This is a genomic window from Janthinobacterium kochi (genome assembly GCF_051380715.1).
Taxonomy (GTDB): domain Bacteria; phylum Pseudomonadota; class Gammaproteobacteria; order Burkholderiales; family Burkholderiaceae_D; genus Janthinobacterium.
Map to the genome: position 1 here is coordinate 1 of NZ_JBNYXO010000005.1, position 19,919 is coordinate 19,919.

The window sequence follows — 19,919 nt, forward strand, 5'->3', positions numbered from 1 at the left end:
AGTGGCCACCATGTCTTTGATCGCCTCTGCAAGCAGTGTGGCATTGAGCATCGGCTGATTCCGCCACGCCATCCACAAACGAACGGCATGGTTGAACGCTTCAACGGGCGCAGCAGCTAGATCGTCGGCCAGACGCGATTCGGGTCTGCGGCAGAACTCGCATCGACGCTGCAAAGCTATTTGAAACTCTACAACCACAACATTCCGCAGCGCGCCTTAAACCATCAAAATCCCATCCAGGCGCTCAAAGAATGGCAGGCTAAGAAGCCGGATTTATTTGTAAAGCGTGTTTAAAACCAGATGGGTCTTGATAATTAGATAACTAGCATTTCTTGGTAATCCGATTGATAAGGAAATCGTGCACCGCCTCCATGAATAAAATAGGAGAATCTTTGTATACCTCGTGCCCTGCATATGGGATGTTCAAGAAGGCAGAACCTTCTATTTGATCTCGTAGTTCAGCGCTGCACTTTAAAGAACAAATATGATCTTCGTCACCACGCACCAGCAACGTTTGTGCCGTGATCTGTTTGATCAGATTGCCAGGATAAGCACTGTGGTTGATATTTGTCCAGAGCGATACAACTGATTTGATCAACGCATCAAAGTCTGGCTCTGGATTGTTCTCTCTATAGTAGGAGACTGCGTCGGGGAACATTGTCTCCCAGAAATCAGCTGTCACGCCACTTAACATGGGAAGTGCCGGGTCGTCTGCCTCCATTTGACTTTGAGCCGCCACCGCCACAAGACCCTTAATCCGCGAAGGGGTTTCAGCTGCCATGCGCAAGGCAGTGATGCCACCGTCACTAAAGCCGAGTATGGAAAAACAATCGATGCTCAAGTGCGCGACAATAGCTTCGACATCTGCTTGATATTGTTGATAGGTCAGTCGAGATTTCCCTAGCGTCGACTTGCCATGCCCACGAAAATCAATGCCAATCAATCTAAATTCACTTGCAAGTTGACCGACAATGCCATTGAAGTCTGTGAGTTTGCCTAAGCCGCCATGCAGTAACAGCAAGGGACTCCCTATCGGGTTGCCTATGATTTCAAAGTATATTTCGGCATCATCAACTGATAAGTACTGACCTGAAGAATGAGTAAAAACAGCCATGGTGAATTTATCCTTGTAATATTTTAGTTTTTGATTCACCGATCATATATGAGTTGACTGTCAGTTTTTGTCAGTATCTAATTCATTTTCACTATTTGACCATCAGCAGCTTAAACGGCATTGCCGCCGTCGGGCGGCTTTTTATTGCCTGGTGGAAGCGAGCAGGGCGGCGCCCTGCGTGTGAGATTCGAAGGGCTGGGCCTACCGGCCCAGCTCGCTCCGAATTCTTACCCTGCTGCCGCTAGGCGGCAGCTTCGCGCACCGAGGGCGCGCGTTCGTGGTTCTAATCAGCTTTCCGACTGAGGCAGCTTTCACGGCACCCAACGCATCAGTCTGCGTGCAAAATGGCAGACCTGAACCTCGCACCCTGAATGTGACTCTTAGATTTCTGTGTCCCACTCTTATCTTAAAATCATCGATGATTTGAAATCACTCCAATCATGTATTGATTTAAATCGCGAAAATACTTAATTCCCCAAGAGTGAGGCGATAGCTTAACGCCATTCTCTCGCAAAGTTTTTTTGGATCAAGTCGCCATTTGGACGAAGTATGATTGATGATGCAATAACGCCCGGATAATATTTTAGTCGTTTTTTGAAAGAGGATATTGTAAGCTCAGGTGTGGAAGGATCGCTTTTATTAGCCAGTGGTCCTTTTCCTTTGATATCTATTCGCCCTCGCGGGGCATGGGTAATTGTATCGAGCATGACCCGGATGTGATCATTTATGCGTCATCGGACCCTTATCGATTGGTACGAACACTTCCCATTTCTTGTGTATCGTGGGCTTTACGGTCTTGTCGCAACTTACAGCAACATTCGGTCCAGACAGGCCATGGCTTTTCGGAACCCATTTCACATGCAAAGATATCGCGCATTTTGCGACCAGAATCTTCCGGTTCGGCTCCATGGCCTGCCACCTTGTTCCATTTTTTAGATTCTCTGCTGCAATAAACTTTACAGCTGCATCCCTTATCTCAAACAATCCATGTATGTCACCTCGTGTCCGATCTTCGTCAAGAGTGGTAGCGAGTGCCGATGAGACGCCCGCAACAAGAAAAAAGGAGCTAACGAGGGCGGCGTACACGCGTTTTTTCAATCGTAACGGTAACAACATATTTATAATCCTTGCCAAGTTTTCTCTTTATTAGATAAAGACACAGAGGGTTCCACATTTCCAGTTTGAGATTGTCACACAACCGTCTGACAGGACTGGTGGCGTTCGTTTGCTGGCAGGTTTACCCCTTTGTTTGACCTTTCCGCCATATCCGTGCATGCGCCGCGATCCTGTCGTAAGACTTTTGCGGAATCCGTCCTCGTGGACAGCCCGCATGACGGAACCGCTTATTGCGCCATTACCTGGCATGCGCGAGTTGTCGGGTTCCCCGCGATGACAAGGTCAAGCTTCTTCATCCCGTTTAAATACGAATTGTTGACGGCTAATACCTTGCGTGACAAAGTCTGCATCCGGCGGTATCGTTTCCCAGAAAAAATCATGTTTAAAAATTGGAATTTTGTTGAACTTTCGCGAACGAAATATCCATCTGTTTTTTGTGAAATCGCTGTAGCGGTCCCCTTTGAACTGCTGGTGTACAGCCGTGAAAGGAAGCAATCGTTCCGCAATATCAGGAAATGAAAAACTTGGATTGTCGTTTTTGAATTTTTCAAAAATTCCAAATTGATCTCTGCATATGACTTGAATGGCCGTCTCTGGAAAACGATGGCGTGGAGACCATAGAACGTTCCAGCCTGATTCTATTTCATTGATGAAATTCACCAGGCGAGGCGTCAAAATATAGGCATCCGATTCGATATGGATGATTTTATCAACACCTAATTCATTTGCCACATGAATGGAGTGGAGGAAACTCCGCCACCAACCGGGGTAGTCAACTCCGCTTTGTCGTCCCAGATTGTTGTCGAAGTGAATGATGAGATTTTTGTCGGTATTTGAAGCCAGTGGGGCTTTATGGGAAATTGTATTGATAATTTCGACAGGTGGAAGATATGGCGACCCATCATCAATCATTATTTTTTTTATTGCATTGATTGGTATGTTTTCGTAATAGTCGAGCCATCGTTGGTAGCGACTTTCCCATGACGGGGCATCTTTTATATAGCTGGTGCAGAATATAATGGCTTTCATTGGCTAAGCACATTCCTTGTATTTGAAAAATCCAGGTTATTCATGGTCTGATCATTAAAATTTCAACTATTTTAACAGATTGGAGGCGGTCTAATAACTGAACGGCCATGCCTGCGATGTGGCCGTTGGCATCATCGAGCCTCTGGCAGCGTCACGCGATGACTGCCGACATGCAGGTACTTGGCGGCGCCTCCTGCCCGCGACACAGGCGTCCAAGCATCGGCGCAAAGGCGAGACGGGGATCCGCATTTTTCACTGATGTCGTATCGTCTACATGCCTGGATCATCGCTGGTTATACTATGTGCATAGAAGAGGTTTCCCATGCGCGATCTCCTTACACCCGTGAACCAATGAAAAACATCACTGTCGAATATCGTCATCATTTTCCTCTTGATCCGTTGGATGTTGTTCGTGTCTTCGATCAATCTGGCATCAAGCGGCCGACTGATAATCTTCCGAGAATCGCGCGCATGTTTGCCGCGCCTTGCCTGTTGCTGTCGGCATGGGTGGATGGTGAGCTTGTGGGGCTGGCCCGGTCGCTGACCGACTATGCGTATTGCTGTTATCTCTCGGACCTGGCGGTCAACAGGCAATACCAGGGCCTGGGTATCGGCAAAGAGCTGGTCAAGCGTACCCAGGCCATCATCGGCGATGAAGTGTCCCTGATATTGCTCTCCGCTTCCGATGCCATGTCCTACTATCCCACGCTCGGTTTTGAACTCGCCGGCAATGCATACGTCATTCGGCGCAAACATTGAGTGAGCGCTTACAAGAACTCTTGCACCCTTATGATACCTGTCTACACCCTCACCGAAGCCCTGGCACAAGACCCCGCTCGCGTCACCAGGACGCAATCGCTCACCCTCGACAGCGCCAAGCCCCACATGGGACTGAAAGGCAGGCAGGCCTGTTTGCCTCCGACGCATGGTGGGACAGCATCAAAGCCGGCCGCATCCAGACGCAAACGGTGACGGGCAGCATCGAACGCACATATTTCGCGGGCCAGGACAGCCGCCGTGGCGATCAGGTCAACAGCGTCATCCTGCGCCTGGCTGACGGTGCGACAGTCGACGAAAGCATCAACACGCACCGCAAGCAGGATATCGCGCTGTTCGTGCCCGGCGCCATGGTGACGATGGTGTATGCGCTGGACGAACTCAAGGCACAGCCGGCTGCGGATGGCAGTGTCAATGTCGCGCGTATCGTGCTGGAAATGTCCATTTCTACGCGGTAAAGCGATTAAATGCAGTTGATACCGCTCCCCCATACCTCTTGTCTCGTGTCAAAACCATTCCCGCTAGCATGCATTAAATTGAGGATATATCATGATGGAGGCGCGAGGGACGACGAACTCAGTGGTGAAAAATGGGGGCGAAAATTTCCTGGCAGCACCAAAACCAAGGATTTATCGGGAAATTTTCGTTTGGCAGTGGAAGACTTTCTGTCTGCAATGAAAGAGGCTGGGATTACAGGCATGAACAGACAACTTATTGCAATTGCTGCAACATATGGGGTAAAGAAATACAGCGGACCTGGAAGCGACCGGCCACATTGGTCGAATAACGGCTATTAAAGGAAAATCATGCGTTTTTTTATGATGGTACCTGTTTACTTTGTTTTTCCTTTGGCCTTTTCAGCCGAGCCACTCCCCAAGGATGTCAACAGGTTTATCTATAACGCAGAAGCATGTGAGCACTTGGCGGGAGAATTTGATGGAGAGCTACCTAAACGGCAGCAGGATGAGATTCTCAAGAACATACATAAATACTGCAAGGCGGCGAAAAATCAGCTGAGAATTCTTGAGATGAAATACCAAGGCAACACCAAGATGATGAAGGTCATCAAGAGTAATGCTAATGATGCGGTGACCAGTTATGAGAGGGAATGACATTCGCTGGTCTCCTGGGTGAACGTAGGGTGCAAGCTGCCGCGACAGCAATCTTCGCAAACTTGACTTGAGCAAATTTCCAACTGAAATTCGTTTGACCGCCCCCCGCGCCAGGTCTAGAGTCGTCGAAGAGACCTCAACCGACTGCATTCCCGCGCCATGGCCAAGCCTTTTCCCTTGAACCCCAAGAACCCCGAACGCATCTGCTGGGGTTGCGACAAGTATTGCCCGCCGGACGCCATGCGCTGCGGCAATGGTTCCGAGCGCACGCAGCATCCTATCGAGCTGTTTGGGGAAGGCTGGAATGACTGGGGGCTGGCGGCCGCGGACAAGAAAGAGGACGAAAGCAAGCCTTAAGGCAAGCGCACCATGCTGCGCGCCGCTACAATTCCTCATCGCACACGCGCCCGCGCTGAGAAAATCACCATGCAAGAAACCCTATCCCGCTGGCTGGCAAGCAGTGCCGGTGATTACACCTTGGTCGAACACCCGGCCGTGCACACCATCGATGAAGCACTAAACCACGTGCCGGCCATGTCCGGCCTGATGGTGAAAAACCTGTTCGTGCGCGACGAGAAGGGCCGGCGCCATTTTCTCGTCATCGTGCCGTTCGACAAGCGCATTGACCTGGCTGCACTGGGGCGCTTGCTGACGGCCAGCAAGTTGAGCATGGCCTCGCCCGAGCGCCTGATGCAGCACCTGGGCATCAAACCCGGCTCCGTCAGCCTGTTTGCGCTGATCCACGACGGCGCACAGGCGGTGGAACTGGTGCTGGACCAGGCCGTGTGGGAAGCTGATTCTATGCAAGCCCATCCGCTGCGCAACACGGCCACCGTGGCGCTGTCGCATGCCACCTTGGCCAGTTTCCTTGCGCACACGGGGCACGTACCCCGTATCGTGACGGTGCCGGCGATTCAATAGGGTAATCTCAATGCCCGGCCACGGGCACGCTGCCGCTGCGCCGGCCCGGCCGGAAACCGTGCGCGCTGGCCGACCAGGCGACCGCGAAAGCCAGCACGAGCAAAGCCACCATGGCCCAGGGAAAGGCGCCCGCGCCCCAGGTTTCCAGCAAGGCGCCACCGACCACGCCCGCGGCTGCAATCGCCCCATTCCACGCCACCACATTCATCGACAAGGCGACGTCGGCGCCGCTGCCTGCCGTGTCGGCCAGCGCCGTCTGTAACAGCGTTGCCGCGCCGCCGAAGGACAGGCCCCAGACGGCCATGCCCAGGTAGACGACGGCTGGGAGGTGCGACGCGACGCCCAGCACCAGGGCCGTCGCGGCGAACACGGTCAGGCTGGCCAGCACGGTGGCGCGCAAATGGCGCTCGACCAACTTGCCCGTGATCCAGATGCCGGCCATGGCGGCGGCGCCGAAGACGAGCAGGACCAGGTCGATGCGCTCCGTCAATCCGGCCGGCGCCATAAACGGGGCGATGTAGGTGTAGAGAATATTGTGCGCCAGCATCCATGCGATGACGACGGCCAGTACGGGGCGCACACCCGGTGTCGTGAAGACGCGGCGCAGGGGCAGGCGCGCATGGACGGACTGGCCCGGGAAATCGGGCACCTTCGCCAGCACCCAGGCGATGAGCACCAGGGTCAGGGCGGAAATGATCCAGAACGCGGCGCGCCAACCTACGAGCGAACCGAGCAAGGTGCCCAGCGGCACGCCAAGGGACAGGGCGACGGGCGCACCCACCATGGCCAGCGCCAGGGCTCGGCCTTGCTGCTGCGGCGCCACCATGCGCCGTGCGTAGCCGGCCAGCAAACTCCACGCCAGCCCGGCCGCCATGCCGGCAAAGAAGCGGGCCGCCAGGGTCAGCCAGTAGTGCGACGACAGGGCCGTGACGGTATTGAACACGAGAAAGCCAATGATGGTCAGCAGCAGAACGTTGCGGCGGCGCCAGCCGCGCGTGGCGATGGTCAGGGGAATGGCTGCCAGCAAGGAACCGAGCGCATAGGCCGTGACCATTTGCCCGGCCAGCACGGCGCTGATGCCGAGTCCGGCGCTGATCCGCGGCAGCAAGCCAGCCGGCAAGGTTTCCGTGACGATGCAGATAAAGCCCGTCATGGCTAGGGCCAGCAGGCCGGCAACGGGGAGGCGGTCGGCCAGCGCGGGGCTGGCTCCGGTGGTGAGAGTGGCATGATTCACAGCAAACATCCTTGTAAAGAGATCAGGCGCAGGAGTGCCCCTGACCGTCGTGGCGGCACATATATATCGATCGGTATAAATATAGGCGATGGCGCGCCGCGTTGTCAATGACTTCTGTATCGAGTAGTATGTAAGTGGCAGTGAGTTGATGAGAAGGAGCGATAGATGGCGCAAATGGGACGGCCGCGCACGTTCGACCGGCAGGCAGCGGTCGAGCAGGCCATGTTTTTATTCTGGCAGCAGGGGTATGAATCGACATCCTTGAGCCAGCTCAAGGCGAGCCTGGGCGGTGGTATTTCCGCGCCCAGCTTTTATGCGGCGTTCGGGTCGAAGGAGGCGTTGTTCCGCGAGGCGGCGCAATGCTACCTGGCTACCTTTGCGTGCGTGACGGAGTGTTTGTGGGACGATGGCCTGGCGCCGCGCGCGGCCGTCGAGCTGGCCTTGCGCCAGTCGGCCAGCATGCAGTCCGAGCCGGGGCATCCGCCCGGCTGCATGGTGGCGCTCGGCTGCATGAGCGCACCGACAGCCGAGCATGCGGCCGTGGCAGCCCCGCTGACCGCTTCGCGCGCGCGCACCCGCGCCGGCTTCGTGCGCTGCGTCGAGCGGGGCATGGCCAGCGGAGAATTGCCAGCGGGTACGGACGCGAGCGCGCTGGCGTTCGTCTTCGACGGCTTTTTATCGGGCGTGGCGATCCAGGCGCGCGATGGCGTCGGTTACGCCGTGTTTGATGTGGCGATCAGTCAGTTGATGCGTGTGTGGGATGCCAACCGTTTGACCGCTTAGGCCGTAAAGCGAAACTCCAGCACATCGTCGCCATACTTGTCGGTCTTGCCCGTTGCGCTCCAGCCCAGGTAGCGGTAAAAGCCGTAGGAGCGCGAGGCGGGATCGCTGGAGCAGCCGAGGAACAGCCGTTGGTGGCCCTGCGCGCGCAGTTCCGTCATCACCAATTCCAGCAAGGTCTTGCCGATCCCCAGGCCTTCGAATTCCGGCAGCAGCGCCAGGACGATGATTTCGCCCGTGTCGCGCTCGCCAAAGCAGTAGCCGACCAGCTGGCCATCGTGATGGCAGACCTGGCCAGGCAGGCTGCCCGAGCGCATCATTTCGGCCCAGGACTCGGCCGTGATGCCCACTTCCGCCAGGCGCTCCTTGGGTATGGCGTTTTGCCGCGTCTTGCCGCGCAAGTCAATGAAGGCGGCCGTATCGTCCGCCCTGGCGGCATGGAAAGTAATCGATGCTGGATGTGTCGTCATGTGTTTTATTTATTCGATGGTGTCGGATGGCGGGATAAATATCATTCCCAGGGTTTGCGCATGATGTGCGCATGGCGCTGCCAGTCAACTACTTTGGTATTCTCGATTGCTTGCTGGCCGGGATTACCGCTATCGATGATTTCATCCTTGACGATGATCAAGTCATTTTTGTCATTCAAGCGATATTCCCGGTAGCGCTCGCAATCCTGTTCGCGCCGGGCGGTGGCGATTAATTTGTCAGCCCGCCAGGCATAGCTGTCTTCATAAAAACATTGCGCCGCGCAGCCGCAATTGGCGATGCCGCCTGCGATTGCTTGATCGGCCATGCTGATTTCCAGATTCGGAATCGCCGATAAGGGCTTGTTGAAACTGTATTGCCGCGCTGGCGCATCCCACAGCCACACATCGGAACAGCGGATGCGCCCCTGGCTATCCGTGTAGCCGGTCACCCACAGGTCGGCATGGCCGTCGAAATTCATGTCCAGCAGCAGCGCATGCAAATTGCCCGTGCCGCTGCTGCTGCAACTGCCAGGTATCCACTGCTTGCCGATTTTCAGTTGGTACGTCTGTTTTTCATCGTGAGTCGCATAACGGATATCGGCCGCTTGCCGCACTTTGCCTGTCGCCGCTTTGTCCAGGTGCAGCGTCCCGCCATAGGCCGAGGTGGAAATCAGGGATAAAAGCAAAGCAATCAGTTTCATGAAGATATTCTTGGGCATGCATATTTTCGCAACGTCCAGATTGAATCGTGCGGTGAATGATCATAACGCAGGATTTGGGCAATGCGCCACACCGTTCCTATCGTGCATTCGGCGCGGAACAGTGCTGTGTACAATGCCCAAAATCCCCGGACAAGGAATCTTCATGAGCGTATCGACAGCATCTTTGAATGAAGCGGGCATTCTCGCTTATAACGACGGCAATTACGCCGAGGCCTTTAAACAATTCGACGCGGCTGCGCGCACCGGCGATCCGGCCGGCCAGCATTTATTGGCCAGCCTGTATTACCAGGGCCATGGCGTGACGCAAGACGTGCCGAAAGCGGTGGAACTGTTCACGGCGGCGGCGCAAGCGGGCTTTCCACCGTCGCTGGCCAATCTGGCCCTGATGTATGCGAGCGGCGATGGCGTCGCGCAAGACATGGCGCAATCGCTCGCATATGGGCGCCAGGCGGCCGAGGCGGGCGATGGTCAGTCGCAATTCAACCTGGCGCAGGCGTACCGCAAGGGCGATGGCGTACCGCAAGACTATGCCGAAGCGGCGTTCTGGTACAAGCAGGCGGCCGAAGCCGGTTCCCTGTCGGCGCAGAACGAGTACGGCTTGCTGTACGCGCAAGGGCAGGGCGTGGAGCTCGACTATGTGCAGGCGTATGCGTGGATCGCCATGCCGGCAGAGGCCGGCAGCGCGCAATCGGTCAAGAACCGCGACCAGTTGCTGGAAATCCTCACGCCGTCACAGCAGCAAGCGGCGCGCGCGCTGGCGGCCGAGTATGCGGCGCAGTACGGCGTCAATCCCCACTGACGGGTTGTTGGTGGGATTTCGCCGGCAGCTTGCTGAGCACGCCGGCCGCATCGAGTTCATAGCTGTCGAAATCGCGCGCCAGGAACAGTTCACCCGAGTAATGCAGCCGCGCTTCCGCTTCCAGCTCGGCCATGCCGTCCGCATGGTGATAGCGGGCGCTGAAGTGGGTGAGGATCAGGTTCGGCAAGCGGACCACTTCGGCGAACTGCGCCACGCGCTGCACGGAACTGTGCGTGGGGCCGGGGCCCACTTTCTGCAACATCGCTTCCGTGTAGGTGGCTTCATGCACGAGCAGCTGCGCATCCGTGCAAGCGTCCGCCAGCAACGCTGGCGTGTCGTTGTCGCCGCCGATCACCACCGTGGCGCGCTGCGTTTCCACCTGGCGGAAAGCGGCGGCGGCCAGTACCGTACCATCGTCGAGCAGCGCATCCTGGCCAGCTTGCAACAGTCCCCAGGCGGGGCCGGGTAGCGCGCCGGCCGCCTGCAGGGCCGCCTTGTCCAGCTTCCACCTGCTTGTTTCCAGCGCAAAACGATAAGCGACGCTCGGTGCGCGGTGCGACAGCGCATGGCGCGAGATGGTCAAGCCCGCCTCCTCATGCACGACTTGTGCGCTGTCCACGTCGATATGGATCAGCGGATACGTCAAGAACAGTTCCGTGTGCAGCAGGGTGGCGTCGATCCAGGCCTTGATGGCGGCCGGGGCGATCAGCAGCAAGGGCTTCTTGCGCCCCGTCATGGAGGCGCTGGCGAGCAAGCCCGGCAGCCCATAGCTGTGGTCGCCATGCACGTGGGTGATGCAGATGCCCACCAGGTCGTGCACGGACAAGGGCAGCCGCTGCAGCCGGTGCTGCGTGGCTTCGCCGCAATCGATCATCCACCAGTCACGGTTGTGCGTGGTTTGCAGGGCCAGCGACGTGACGTTGCGGTGGCGCGTGGGCACGCCGGAAGACGTGCCGAGAAAAGTCAGTTTGAACATGGGCGCATTATGCGGCAAGCCATCGCCGTTGCCAACGCGCCCGCCTTCAGCCTGCCAATGGCGCGCTCAATTTGTCCTTGTAGATGCGGCCGTTCTTCATGATCAGGAACAGGCTTTCCTCCGGATGCGCGAGGAAATCGAGATTCTTCGTGGGGTCGCCCTCGGCCACCAGCAAGTCGGCCAGCGCGCCCACGGCCAGACGGCCCAAGGTGCCCTGGTATGGCGAGCGCTGTCCGGACAGGGCCAGCAGTTCGCCATTCTGTCCCGTCGCCTGCGCCAGCAAGGTCAAGGGATTGTAAAAGCGCGTGAGCTTGGCCAGCTGGCGGCCCTGCGTGGGCGTGTTTTTCGCGTTGAACAGGATATCCGTGCCCCAGCCCGTCCTGATGCCGTACTTTTGCGCCAGCGCATACGCCTTCATCGTGCCTTCCGAGACGATGGCCTGGCTGGCCTTGCGCGGCGCATCGGGATACACATTCGCATCCGCATCTTGCAGGACAGGCTGCAAGCTCCACCACGTGCCCGTGTCGCGCATCATGCGCGCCGATTCGTCGTCCGCCAGCTGGCCATGCTCGATGCTGCGCACGCCCGCGCGGATGGCCCGCTGTATGCCTTTCGGCGTGTAGACGTGGGTCATCACATAGGTGCCCCAGTCGGCGGCCGCTTCCACGCCGGCGCGCAGTTCGCGCTCCGAATACTGCGTGCTGTCGAGCGGGTCGTACATCGACGCCACGCCGCCGCCGGCCATCATCTTGATCTGTGTCGCGCCCAGCATCAGCTGCTCGCGTACGCGGCGCAGCACTTCCGCCTCGCCATCGGCGATCATGGCCATGCCCGCCGTTTCCGCCATGCTCAACGGCGCATTTGCCGCGCGCGGCACGTCCGAGCGCAAACGGAAGTCGCCGTGGCCCGAGGTTTGTGAAATCATGGCGCCCGATGGGAATATGCGCGGACCGTCGACGATGCCTTCATCGATGGCGCGTTTTAATGCAAAGGCGGGGCCGCCCGCGTCGCGCACGGAGGTAAAGCCCCGCAGCAGGGTGCGCCGCGCTTCTTGCGCCGCCACCAGGTACAGGAAAATTTTGCCATTGAAAGCCAGCGGCCGTGGCAAGTCAAGCGTGCACATGCTTTACAGAAAAAAATGAACGGCGTAGGCTATGCTGGCGTCAGCAAGACGGACAGGCTGCTGGATTTTTCCACGGCGCAGTCGTCGCCGATCTATTTTGTGCCCGGCATCGATACCTTGCTGGCCAGGGATACTCGCCGGCGTATCCCGGCCAAGGGGCGTCCCGGCAGTTCCCGCTTATTTCTTTATAAGGAGTTACCCATGCGTATACGTCCCGCCACACTGCTATCCACCCTGATACTCGGCAGCGTCGTCTTCAGCGCTTCCGCTTCCGCCGTCGGCCTGGGTTTCCTGGCCGATACGCCGATGGCCTACCTGAACAAGAACGACAAGCCCGTCTTCGTCAAGGCCGTCACCGATGTGCTCAATGATAAGAAGGATGGCGAAACCGTGCAATGGAGCAATGAAGGCTTGCGCAATTCCGTGCGCATCGCCGCCGAAATCAGGGCCAGCGACACGCAAAAGATGGATGCGCAAACCTGCCGCAAGGTGCTGGTGGGCTTAAGCGCCAAGGGCCAGGAACAGACCCTGAAGCTGAAAGTGTGCAAGGCTGGCACGGCTGCGTGGAAAGTGGCAAAGAGCTGATAGTCCGTGCTTGTCCTTGCCGGTTCTGCGCCGGCAAGGCGACGGCTTTCTCATAAGTAAGTGTTGCAGCGGTTAGAATCACGCTTTACCCTCACTTTTACCATTTGCATGCAGCAAAGTCGCCTCTTGTTTTTCCGCCTGGTCGGCCAGTTTCGCCGCTATGGCGCCATCGTTGCCGCCACCTTGCTGGCCGTGGGCGTGGCGTCCGCCACCGATGTGTTGTTAATCCGCCAGCTGCAAAACGTCGTCGACGCCATGCGCACGACGGTCAGTGCACAGGTCGCGCCCGCGTCCGGCGTGATGGGCGTGCTGCAGGGCTGGGTCGACCGTTTCCTGCCGGCACAGGCAGGACAGGTGGACTTGTGGGTGATTCCCGCCACCATCCTGGGACTGGCCGTGCTGCGCATGGTCTCCAGTTTTGCCGGCGATTACGGTTCCGTATGGTTATCGAGCCGGGTGCAGGCGGACCTGCGCGAAAAGATGTTCGCCACCATCATGCGCCTGCCCAGCCGCTTTTTCGACACCACCACCACCAGTCTGACGCAGTCGCGCGTGGCCTTCGACGCCAGCCAGGTGTCGCAGGCGGGCTTGAACGTGCTCAACGTGATGGTGCGCGATTCCGTCGCCACCATCGGCTATCTGATCTTGCTGTTCAGCATAGACGTGAAACTGGCCCTGTTCTGCATGGCCTCGATGCCCATCGTGGCCATTGTCGTGACCCTGGCGGGACGCCGCATGCGCCACTTGAGCAAGAGTTCGCAGCAAGCCGTGGGCGAGCTGACGTCCGTGCTGGACGAGAGCATAGCCGGCCAGCGCGTGGTGAAAATTTTCGGCGGGCAAGATTATGAGCAGGCGCGCTTCGTCGATGTGGTCAAGCGTAACCGCCAGCTGGCCGTCAAGCATGCGGCCACCTCGGCCATGAATTCCGGCTTCATCATGATGCTCGTCGGCATTACCCTGTCGTCCGTGATTTACTTTGCCATGCTGCGCGCGCAAAGCGGCGCCATCACGCCGGGCGCCTTCGTCGCCTTCATGGGCGCGCTGATGGCCATGCAGTCGCCGATCAAGAATTTGACCAAGATCAATGAGCCGCTGCAGCGGGGCCTGGCGGCGGCCGAGTCCGTTTTTGGTTTGATCGACACGCCGCTGGAACCGGATCCGGGCAGCATCGCCTTGGCGGCCGTGCAGGGCAATCTGTCGCTGCAAAACGTGCACTTCCGCTACAACAGCGACGACCCCGATGCGCCTACGGCCTTGAGCGATATCACGCTCGATATCCGCGCCGGAGAAACGGTGGCCCTGGTGGGTGGCTCGGGCGGCGGCAAGACCACCTTGCTGGGCCTGCTGCCGCGCTTCTACGACGTCAGCGGCGGCCAGATTTTGCTCGACGGCGTCGACCTGCGCGATTACACGCTGCTGGCCCTGCGGCGCCAGTTCGCCCTCGTCAGCCAGGATGTGATTTTGTTCAACGACACCATGGCGGCGAATATCGCGTATGGCGATCCGGCCCCGGACCAGGACCGCATCGAAGCGTCGGCGCGCGCCGCCTACGCGCACGATTTCATCATGCAGTTGCCGCAAGGCTACGCAACGCAGGCGGGGCAGAACGGTTCGCGCCTGTCGGGCGGGCAACGCCAGCGCCTGGCGATTGCGCGCGCCCTGTACAAGGACGCGCCGATTCTCTTGCTCGATGAAGCGACCAGCGCGCTGGACACGGAATCGGAGCGACAGGTGCAGGCGGCGCTGGAAGTGCTGATGCGCAACCGCACCACCATCGTCATCGCCCACCGCCTGTCGACCATCGAAAGCGCCGACCGCATCGTCGTCATGCAGGGTGGGCGCCTGGTGGAATCGGGCAGCCATGCTGCCTTGCTGCAGCAGGGCGGCGCGTATGCACGACTGCATGCGAGCCAGTTGTCTCCCGTCAAGGATGGCGTGGACTGATGCTTGGTGCGCCAGCGCACCCACCAGGCCGGAGCCGGACCATCAGGTCCGTCCCGGCCTTTTTCATGGGGGCGGCAATCGTGCCCATGGCGAACGGCGCTTGCCTTTATGATGGTGGCCGCAAAGCAACATGATCAATGGAGCAACATGAAGAATCAACAAACGATGGGCTGGCTGCTGGCCGCCGCGCTGGGTGCGGCCTTGCCGCTGGCAGCGCAGGAACAGTCGGCGGCGCCAACGCCAACCTTGCAGGAGGAAGACCACACCATGTATTTGGATATAAATTTTATGCCCAGCAACCAACGTCGCGCCGCGTATGCGCTGCGCACGCCGCCCGAGCGCGACGAGGCGCTGGGCGCCTGGCATGTGAAACTCGAGTTTCCCGACACACCGGGCGTGCTGGCCTTTGAAACCTACACCACCGACCTGGACCTGAGTCAGGTCAGGTTCGTGCGTTTTCGCAAGCATTACTACGAGAATGGCCAGTTGCTGCGCGAAACCTACTTCAATGCCCAGGGCGAGGAGCTGCTCGGCGGCTGCGTGTACTTCGAGAATGGCCAGGTCCAGCAGCGGGTGACCGCCTTGCCGAACGGGCGCGACAGCATCTCGGAAACGTATCACGAGAATGGCCAGCTGGCGCACAAGACGCTGTATCACGATGATGAGATGGCCGATGGCGAGTATGTGTCGTATGCCGCGAACGGCGCCGTCAGCCACCGCTCGTATCGACGCAATGGCAAGATGGATGGCGTGCAGGAATCGTTTTATGACGATGGCAAGCTGTTCCAACGGGGACAGTTTGTGAATGGCAAGCGCGAGGGCGAGTTTGTCACGGTTGCCCAGGATGGCAGCGTGCTGGCCAGGACCATGTGGGTGCACGACCAGCCCGACGGCTGGTCGTTTGAAAGCCATGGCAATGGCGTCGTGTCGAGTAAAACGCTGTACCGGAAAGGTGCCGTGCTCAGCTTGCAAACGTGGGAGCCGAGTGGCCGGCCCAATTTTGCGTGGCAAAAAGACGCGCAGGGGCGCGATCATGGCGACACGACTGACTGGCATGCCAACGGCGTGCGCGCCAGCGTGACCCCATTCGTCAAAGGCCAGCGCCACGGCTTGCTGCAGACCTGGTACAGCGATGGCAGCCTGCGCCAGATCGTGCCGTATGACCACGGCAAGAAGCACGGCATCGAGCGCCAGTGGGACAAGGCTGGCAAGCTGGTGCTGGAGCAGGCGTGGCAGGATGGCCAGCCGGTGGCGGCGAAGTAGGGGGGAGCAGCATGCGATATGGACATGGGGTGTGCCTGGCGCTGCTGGCAGCGCTCATGACGGCCGTGCCGCTGGCGGCGCATGGCGCTACGGCTAGGTCTTTCTATGAAAATGGCCAGCTCAAGCAGAAGGTGACCCTGCTGCCGAACGGGCGCGACAGCATCTCGGAAACGTATCACGAGAATGGCCAGCTGATGAACCGCATCCGCTACCACGGCAAGCTGATGGCCGATGGCGAGTATGTGTCGTACGGGCCGAATGGCAAGATGAGCAGCCACGCCTTCTTGAAAGGCGGCAAGATGCATGGGCTGCAGGAAGTGTTTTACGCCGATGGCAAGTTGTTCCAGCGCAGTCACTTTATCAACGACAAGCAGGATGGCGAGTTCCTCACCTATGCGCAGGATGGCAAGGTGCTCGCGCGCAAGGTCTGGGTGGATGGCGAAGCCGATGGCTGGTCGTTTGACAGCCATGACAATGGTCAACTGGCGCAAAAGGCCCTGTACCGCAAGGGCAAGCTGCTCAGCATGCAGAAGTGGGGCAGCAATGGCCTGCCGTCGATCGCCTGGCAGCAGGATGCGCAAGGGCGCGAGCAGGGCGATGTCACGGAATGGTATGACAATGGCGTGCGCGCCAAGGTCATCCCCATGCGAGATGGCCAGCGCCATGGCTTGCTGCAAGTCTGGGCCAGCGACGGCAGCCTGCTGCAGCTTGTGCCGTATGAGCACGGCAAGAAGCAGGGCATCGAGCGCCGCTGGGACAAGCGGGGCAAGCAGGTGTGGGAGAAGGCTTGGCAGGCAGGAGCGCCAGTGTCTGCCGGGCTATAGGCTATAGGGACGCGCCCGCCTTTGCAGGTATCATGTACGGATTCCGGCCCGCCAGCAGGCGCGAAGCCGGCAGGATAACTGGAGGCAATGGTGGTGGAAGCGGAAGTTTCGGCGTTGGCCAGGGCGCAAGGGATGGCCTTGCAAAACATGCGCGTCGTCATGCGCGCGGCGCAGCGCCACTCGGCGCAGATCGAGAAACAATGCGGCGTATCGGGCGCGCAATTGTGGGTGATGCAGGAATTGCTGGAGCGGCCAGGCTTGCGCATGGGCGAGCTGGCCAGCAAGATGTCCATCCACCAGACGACGGCCAGCAACCTGGTCGATGCGCTGGTGAAAAAAGCCTATGTGCGCAAGGCGCGCGACCAGCCCGACCAGCGCGTGGTCACCCTGACCCTGACGGTGGAAGGGCAGGCCGTGATCGCCGGCGCGCCGCAGCCGGCACGCGGTTTGCTGCCCAGTGCGCTGAGCCAGCTCGATGCCGACAGCCTGGCGCACCTGAACCAGGGCTTGAGCGCCTTGCTGACCGTGGTCGCCCCCGATGACAGTCAGGCGGGCATGCAACCGTTTCCGTTCACCATGTAGTCACGGGCATGCGTGCGGCTGGACCGCCGCCCCGCTTGCCATTATCATCGGCGCTGTCGCACCGTTGATGAAAGCACGCTTTGAAGATCGTCATTTCCGTTTTGCTGGCCACCGTCCTGGCCGGTTCTTCCGCCATTTGCATGGCCAATGAGTTGGCCACCCCGGCCTTGCCTTCCGGACAATTGCCGGCCACCCTCTATTTCGACGCGGATTACCAGCCCGCGGCGCCCGCTGCGGCCCTCTACGAGCAGCGCGCGCCGCTGCGCCACGACGCGGCCCGCCAGGCCTGGCATTGGCAGCTGCATTTCGCGCAGCCGCCAGGCAAGCTGCACATGGATGCCTGGCTGCGCAACACGGACCTGGAGTCGCCCAGCTACGTCTACCAGCGCAGCGTGTATTTTGCCGATGGCCAGCTGGGCTTGCTGGAAGAGCGCAATGGGGAGGGCGACTTCGATGGCGTGAACGTCGCCTACCATGCGGACGGCACGGTGAAAAGCCGCAAGGCTTACCGCGACGGCGAGTACGAGGGCTTGCATAGCCACTACCATGCGAATGGCCAGCTGAGTCGTGAAATGCGGTACCACGCGGGCCAGCCTGCCGATGGCGAATACCTGAGCTTTGACGAGCATGGCCAGGTCAGCAACCGCGCGCATTTTGCCGACGGCGTGCTGTCGGGCGAGGCGCAGGCATTTCATCCGAATGGCAAGCTGGCCGAGCGGGGACCGTATCTGGAAGGCCAGCGCAACGGCCTGCACCAGGCCTGGTGGCCGGACGGCCGTGAAATGTCGCGCCTCAATTTCCTGCATGGCAAGCCGCAGGGCTGGTCGCTGCTGTATTTCGCGAATGGCCAGCTGGAGCAGAAAAACCTGTTCGAGGATGGCGTCATGCTGAGTACGCAAAGCTGGCGCGACGATGGCACGCCGCTGCGCCAGCGCCAGCAGGATGAGCAGGGGCGCGCCCAGGGCGAGGACAGGCAATGGCATGCAAACGGCAAGCTGGCCCGGCTCGCCTCCTACCGCGACGACGTGCCGCATGGCGCCTGGCGGGAGTGGCATGTGGACGGCTCGCTCCGCCATGCCGTGGACTATGTGCATGGGCGCAAGCAGGGCCTGGAGCGGGCCTGGGCCGGCGACGGCACGCGCACCATCTGCGAGTGGCAGGATGGCCGCTTGCTGCGCGCTTGCCGCAATTTTTAGTTCGGTGGCGCCGGCAGCCGTTGCAGCTGCAGCTGCGCCAGTGCTCCGTACAGCGGTTCGCTGAGCACGCGCGACACGGTACTGGCCACCACGGCGCAGGCCATCAGGCTCAGCACCATGCCGTGGCCGTCGACCATTTCCATGACAATAATGAAGGCTGTCAGCGGCGCCTGCGTGGCGGCGGCCAGGAAGCCCACCATGCCCAGTGCGATCAGGGCGGGCGCGTGCGGGTAGTGCAGCAGTTGCGCAATGTCATGCCCGATGCCGGCACCGATGGCCAGGGACGGTGCGAAGATGCCGGCCGGCACGCCTGACCAGACGGTCAGCCACGTCGCCACATATTTGAAGGCAACAAAGGCGGGGGCCGCCTCGGACGAGCCTTCCAGCATGGCGCGCGTGGCCACCGTGCCGCTGCCAAACGTGGCGCCGTGGCTGGCGATGCCGATGGCGGCCACCAGCAAACCGCAGACGGCGGCGAACAGCACGGGCCGGCCTTTTCTCCACGCGGACAATTTTCCCAGCGGATTGCCCCGGGCGGACGCCAATAGCAGCCGCGCAAACAGGCCACCGGCCACGCCGGCCACCAGCGTTACCAGCAAGCCGGGCAAGGCCAGCGCCAGGCCGATGGGGCCGGGGTGGATGATGCCGAAGTGGGTGGCGTTGCCGTGGATCGAGACAGCCATCATGCCGGCCAGCACGATGCCTGCCACGATCAAGCCGCTGTTGCGCTGCTCGGGCGAGCGCGAGAGTTCTTCGATGGCGAACATGACGCCGGCCAGCGGCGTGTTGAAGGCGGCCGCGATGCCGGCTGCGCCACCGGCCACCAGCAGGGAATGGGCGCTCACCTGCGAGTGCCGCGGCAACCAGCGGTGCGCGGCCAGCATCACGCCGGCGGCGATCTGCACGGACGGGCCTTCGCGCCCCAGCGAGAGTCCCCCCAGCAAGCCGCCCGCCGTCAGACCGATCTTCGCGGCACTGAGTTTCAGGGAGACAAACAAGGAGCGCTGTTCTGGCGCCACGGCTGGGTCCAGCGCCGCCATCACTTGCGGGATGCCGGAACCGGCCGCCCCCATCGCGTAGCGGCGCGTCAGCCAGACCAGCAGGGCGGCGCAGGCGGGCGTCCACAGCAGGGCGAACCACCAGGCCTTGCCGTTAAAAAAGAGAAACAGGTCGAGCGCTTCCTCGGCCAGCCAGGTAAAGCCGACGACGACGAGGCCCGCGATGGCGGCCATGCCGACGACGACGGCGCGCGACCACCACAGGCGCGGGTTGGCAAATTCATGCTTGAAGGCAGAGGGGATGTCGTGCAAGTGCTTCATTGCGGCAAGTCCAGGAAGGGGCGCGCAGGGCGT

At 59.8% G+C, this 19,919-nt stretch carries 21 protein-coding genes and 3 pseudogenes; 15 read left to right on the forward strand and 9 right to left on the reverse strand.

Translation table 11 applies throughout. The features are described 5' to 3' along the window. Window positions 1-294: pseudogene (locus ACQ4WL_RS12645) on the forward strand (integrase core domain-containing protein); the annotation flags it as partial. Window positions 295-322: 28 nt separating this feature from the next. On the opposite strand, the gene ACQ4WL_RS12650 reads toward ACQ4WL_RS12645, so the two are convergent. From ACQ4WL_RS12650 to ACQ4WL_RS12660, 3 genes and pseudogenes are all read right to left on the reverse strand, one after another. After that, a complete protein-coding gene (locus ACQ4WL_RS12650) occupies window positions 323-1,114 on the reverse strand; it encodes an alpha/beta fold hydrolase (RefSeq protein WP_436510084.1) in 792 nt (263 codons plus the stop codon). 412 nt (window positions 1,115-1,526) lie between these two features. Then, window positions 1,527-1,782 (reverse strand): annotated as a pseudogene (locus ACQ4WL_RS12655) (cytochrome c); the annotation flags it as partial. Between the two features lie 730 nt (window positions 1,783-2,512). Next, the gene (locus ACQ4WL_RS12660) at window positions 2,513-3,259 is read right to left on the reverse strand and encodes a hypothetical protein (protein WP_436510085.1); all 747 of its coding nucleotides are present in this window, start codon (window positions 3,257-3,259) and stop codon (window positions 2,513-2,515) included. 351 nt (window positions 3,260-3,610) lie between these two features. On the opposite strand from ACQ4WL_RS12660, the gene ACQ4WL_RS12665 reads away from it, so the two are divergent. The 6 genes and pseudogenes from ACQ4WL_RS12665 (at window position 3,611) to ACQ4WL_RS12685 (ending at window position 6,069) form a co-directional block, all read left to right on the forward strand. Next, a complete protein-coding gene (locus ACQ4WL_RS12665) occupies window positions 3,611-4,018 on the forward strand; it encodes a GNAT family N-acetyltransferase (RefSeq protein WP_436510087.1) in 408 nt (135 codons plus the stop codon). A gap of 30 nt (window positions 4,019-4,048) precedes the next feature. Further along, window positions 4,049-4,126, forward strand: a pseudogene (locus ACQ4WL_RS27620) (hypothetical protein); the annotation flags it as partial. After that, complete coding sequence (locus ACQ4WL_RS12670; protein WP_495542729.1) at window positions 4,114-4,494, forward strand: immunity protein RhsI2 family protein; 381 nt, start codon at window positions 4,114-4,116, stop codon at window positions 4,492-4,494. The pseudogene ACQ4WL_RS27620 and the gene ACQ4WL_RS12670, both read left to right, overlap by 13 nt. 348 nt (window positions 4,495-4,842) lie before the next feature. Beyond that, entirely contained in the window at window positions 4,843-5,148 is a 306-nt protein-coding gene (locus ACQ4WL_RS12675) for a hypothetical protein (RefSeq protein WP_436510089.1), read from the forward strand. A 159-nt stretch (window positions 5,149-5,307) separates the two neighbouring features. Further along, a complete protein-coding gene (locus ACQ4WL_RS12680; protein ID WP_096234537.1) occupies window positions 5,308-5,505 on the forward strand; it encodes a DUF3079 domain-containing protein in 198 nt (65 codons plus the stop codon). 69 nt (window positions 5,506-5,574) lie between these two features. Next, window positions 5,575-6,069 carry a prolyl-tRNA synthetase associated domain-containing protein gene (locus ACQ4WL_RS12685; protein WP_436510090.1) on the forward strand — a complete coding sequence of 165 codons (495 nt, stop codon included), beginning with the start codon at window positions 5,575-5,577 and terminating at the stop codon, window positions 6,067-6,069. 7 nt (window positions 6,070-6,076) lie between these two features. On the opposite strand, the gene ACQ4WL_RS12690 is transcribed toward ACQ4WL_RS12685, so the two are convergent. Continuing rightward, a complete protein-coding gene (locus tag ACQ4WL_RS12690; protein WP_436510405.1) occupies window positions 6,077-7,222 on the reverse strand; it encodes an MFS transporter in 1,146 nt (381 codons plus the stop codon). 246 nt (window positions 7,223-7,468) lie between these two features. Between ACQ4WL_RS12690 and ACQ4WL_RS12695 the strand changes: the two genes are divergently transcribed. Then, window positions 7,469-8,086 carry a TetR/AcrR family transcriptional regulator gene (locus tag ACQ4WL_RS12695; protein ID WP_436510091.1) on the forward strand — a complete coding sequence of 206 codons (618 nt, stop codon included), beginning with the start codon at window positions 7,469-7,471 and terminating at the stop codon, window positions 8,084-8,086. Here ACQ4WL_RS12695 and ACQ4WL_RS12700 read toward each other — a convergent pair. Both ACQ4WL_RS12700 and ACQ4WL_RS12705 read right to left on the reverse strand, forming a co-directional pair. Continuing rightward, window positions 8,083-8,553 carry a GNAT family N-acetyltransferase gene (locus ACQ4WL_RS12700; protein WP_436510092.1) on the reverse strand — a complete coding sequence of 157 codons (471 nt, stop codon included), beginning with the start codon at window positions 8,551-8,553 and terminating at the stop codon, window positions 8,083-8,085. The two genes, ACQ4WL_RS12695 and ACQ4WL_RS12700, sit on opposite strands and share 4 nt — an antisense overlap. A 41-nt stretch (window positions 8,554-8,594) precedes the next feature. Continuing rightward, window positions 8,595-9,254, reverse strand: coding sequence for an XAC2610-related protein (locus ACQ4WL_RS12705; protein ID WP_436510094.1), 660 nt, complete (start codon window positions 9,252-9,254; stop codon window positions 8,595-8,597). 163 nt (window positions 9,255-9,417) lie between these two features. Between ACQ4WL_RS12705 and ACQ4WL_RS12710 the strand changes: the two genes are divergently transcribed. Next, window positions 9,418-10,074 (forward strand): tetratricopeptide repeat protein, encoded by a 657-nt coding sequence (locus ACQ4WL_RS12710; protein WP_436510095.1) that lies wholly within the window; start codon window positions 9,418-9,420, stop codon window positions 10,072-10,074. Here the strand turns inward: ACQ4WL_RS12710 and ACQ4WL_RS12715 are convergent. Both ACQ4WL_RS12715 and ACQ4WL_RS12720 read right to left on the reverse strand, forming a co-directional pair. Next, complete coding sequence (locus ACQ4WL_RS12715) at window positions 10,061-11,050, reverse strand: ribonuclease Z (protein WP_436510096.1); 990 nt, start codon at window positions 11,048-11,050, stop codon at window positions 10,061-10,063. The genes ACQ4WL_RS12710 and ACQ4WL_RS12715 overlap by 14 nt on opposite strands. A 46-nt stretch (window positions 11,051-11,096) precedes the next feature. After that, window positions 11,097-12,173 carry a metal-dependent hydrolase family protein gene (locus ACQ4WL_RS12720; protein ID WP_436510097.1) on the reverse strand — a complete coding sequence of 359 codons (1,077 nt, stop codon included), beginning with the start codon at window positions 12,171-12,173 and terminating at the stop codon, window positions 11,097-11,099. A 201-nt stretch (window positions 12,174-12,374) separates the two neighbouring features. On the opposite strand from ACQ4WL_RS12720, the gene ACQ4WL_RS12725 reads away from it, so the two are divergent. The 6 genes from ACQ4WL_RS12725 to ACQ4WL_RS12750 all read left to right on the forward strand — a co-directional run bounded on the left by ACQ4WL_RS12725 (window position 12,375) and on the right by ACQ4WL_RS12750 (window position 18,567). Further along, window positions 12,375-12,758: a hypothetical protein gene (locus ACQ4WL_RS12725; protein WP_436510098.1), complete on the forward strand. Its 384-nt coding sequence runs from the start codon at window positions 12,375-12,377 to the stop codon at window positions 12,756-12,758. A 108-nt stretch (window positions 12,759-12,866) separates the two neighbouring features. After that, window positions 12,867-14,702: a lipid A export permease/ATP-binding protein MsbA gene (gene msbA / locus ACQ4WL_RS12730; protein WP_436510099.1), complete on the forward strand. Its 1,836-nt coding sequence runs from the start codon at window positions 12,867-12,869 to the stop codon at window positions 14,700-14,702. 147 nt (window positions 14,703-14,849) lie between these two features. Beyond that, window positions 14,850-15,965 (forward strand): toxin-antitoxin system YwqK family antitoxin, encoded by a 1,116-nt coding sequence (locus ACQ4WL_RS12735; protein ID WP_436510100.1) that lies wholly within the window; start codon window positions 14,850-14,852, stop codon window positions 15,963-15,965. Between the two features lie 11 nt (window positions 15,966-15,976). Further along, window positions 15,977-16,789, forward strand: a complete 813-nt coding sequence (locus ACQ4WL_RS12740; RefSeq protein ID WP_436510101.1) for a toxin-antitoxin system YwqK family antitoxin — start codon at window positions 15,977-15,979, stop codon at window positions 16,787-16,789. An 87-nt stretch (window positions 16,790-16,876) separates the two neighbouring features. Continuing rightward, entirely contained in the window at window positions 16,877-17,371 is a 495-nt protein-coding gene (locus tag ACQ4WL_RS12745) for a MarR family winged helix-turn-helix transcriptional regulator (RefSeq protein WP_436510102.1), read from the forward strand. A gap of 80 nt (window positions 17,372-17,451) precedes the next feature. Further along, on the forward strand, window positions 17,452-18,567 hold the full coding sequence (locus ACQ4WL_RS12750) for a toxin-antitoxin system YwqK family antitoxin (RefSeq protein WP_436510103.1): 1,116 nt from the start codon (window positions 17,452-17,454) through the stop codon (window positions 18,565-18,567). On the opposite strand, the gene ACQ4WL_RS12755 is transcribed toward ACQ4WL_RS12750, so the two are convergent. Then, a complete protein-coding gene (locus ACQ4WL_RS12755; RefSeq protein WP_436510105.1) occupies window positions 18,564-19,886 on the reverse strand; it encodes a chloride channel protein in 1,323 nt (440 codons plus the stop codon). The two genes, ACQ4WL_RS12750 and ACQ4WL_RS12755, sit on opposite strands and share 4 nt — an antisense overlap. Window positions 19,887-19,919 lie beyond the last annotated feature (33 nt).

Coding starts and splice junctions, on each gene's coding strand:
- ACQ4WL_RS12710 (WP_436510095.1), top strand. CDS start 9,418: ATGAGCGTATCGACAGCATCTTTGAATGAAGCGGGCATTCTCGCTTAT.
- ACQ4WL_RS12685 (WP_436510090.1), top strand. CDS start 5,575: ATGCAAGAAACCCTATCCCGCTGGCTGGCAAGCAGTGCCGGTGATTAC.
- ACQ4WL_RS12735 (WP_436510100.1), top strand. CDS start 14,850: ATGAAGAATCAACAAACGATGGGCTGGCTGCTGGCCGCCGCGCTGGGT.
- ACQ4WL_RS12690 (WP_436510405.1), bottom strand. CDS start 7,222: ATGACGGGCTTTATCTGCATCGTCACGGAAACCTTGCCGGCTGGCTTG.
- ACQ4WL_RS12650 (WP_436510084.1), bottom strand. CDS start 1,114: ATGGCTGTTTTTACTCATTCTTCAGGTCAGTACTTATCAGTTGATGAT.
- ACQ4WL_RS12665 (WP_436510087.1), top strand. CDS start 3,611: ATGAAAAACATCACTGTCGAATATCGTCATCATTTTCCTCTTGATCCG.
- ACQ4WL_RS12725 (WP_436510098.1), top strand. CDS start 12,375: ATGCGTATACGTCCCGCCACACTGCTATCCACCCTGATACTCGGCAGC.
- ACQ4WL_RS12695 (WP_436510091.1), top strand. CDS start 7,469: ATGGCGCAAATGGGACGGCCGCGCACGTTCGACCGGCAGGCAGCGGTC.
- ACQ4WL_RS12675 (WP_436510089.1), top strand. CDS start 4,843: ATGCGTTTTTTTATGATGGTACCTGTTTACTTTGTTTTTCCTTTGGCC.
- ACQ4WL_RS12705 (WP_436510094.1), bottom strand. CDS start 9,254: ATGAAACTGATTGCTTTGCTTTTATCCCTGATTTCCACCTCGGCCTAT.
- ACQ4WL_RS12720 (WP_436510097.1), bottom strand. CDS start 12,173: ATGTGCACGCTTGACTTGCCACGGCCGCTGGCTTTCAATGGCAAAATT.
- ACQ4WL_RS12755 (WP_436510105.1), bottom strand. CDS start 19,886: ATGAAGCACTTGCACGACATCCCCTCTGCCTTCAAGCATGAATTTGCC.
- ACQ4WL_RS12660 (WP_436510085.1), bottom strand. CDS start 3,259: ATGAAAGCCATTATATTCTGCACCAGCTATATAAAAGATGCCCCGTCA.
- ACQ4WL_RS12700 (WP_436510092.1), bottom strand. CDS start 8,553: ATGACGACACATCCAGCATCGATTACTTTCCATGCCGCCAGGGCGGAC.
- msbA (WP_436510099.1), top strand. CDS start 12,867: ATGCAGCAAAGTCGCCTCTTGTTTTTCCGCCTGGTCGGCCAGTTTCGC.
- ACQ4WL_RS12715 (WP_436510096.1), bottom strand. CDS start 11,050: ATGTTCAAACTGACTTTTCTCGGCACGTCTTCCGGCGTGCCCACGCGC.
- ACQ4WL_RS12680 (WP_096234537.1), top strand. CDS start 5,308: ATGGCCAAGCCTTTTCCCTTGAACCCCAAGAACCCCGAACGCATCTGC.
- ACQ4WL_RS12740 (WP_436510101.1), top strand. CDS start 15,977: ATGCGATATGGACATGGGGTGTGCCTGGCGCTGCTGGCAGCGCTCATG.
- ACQ4WL_RS12745 (WP_436510102.1), top strand. CDS start 16,877: ATGGTGGTGGAAGCGGAAGTTTCGGCGTTGGCCAGGGCGCAAGGGATG.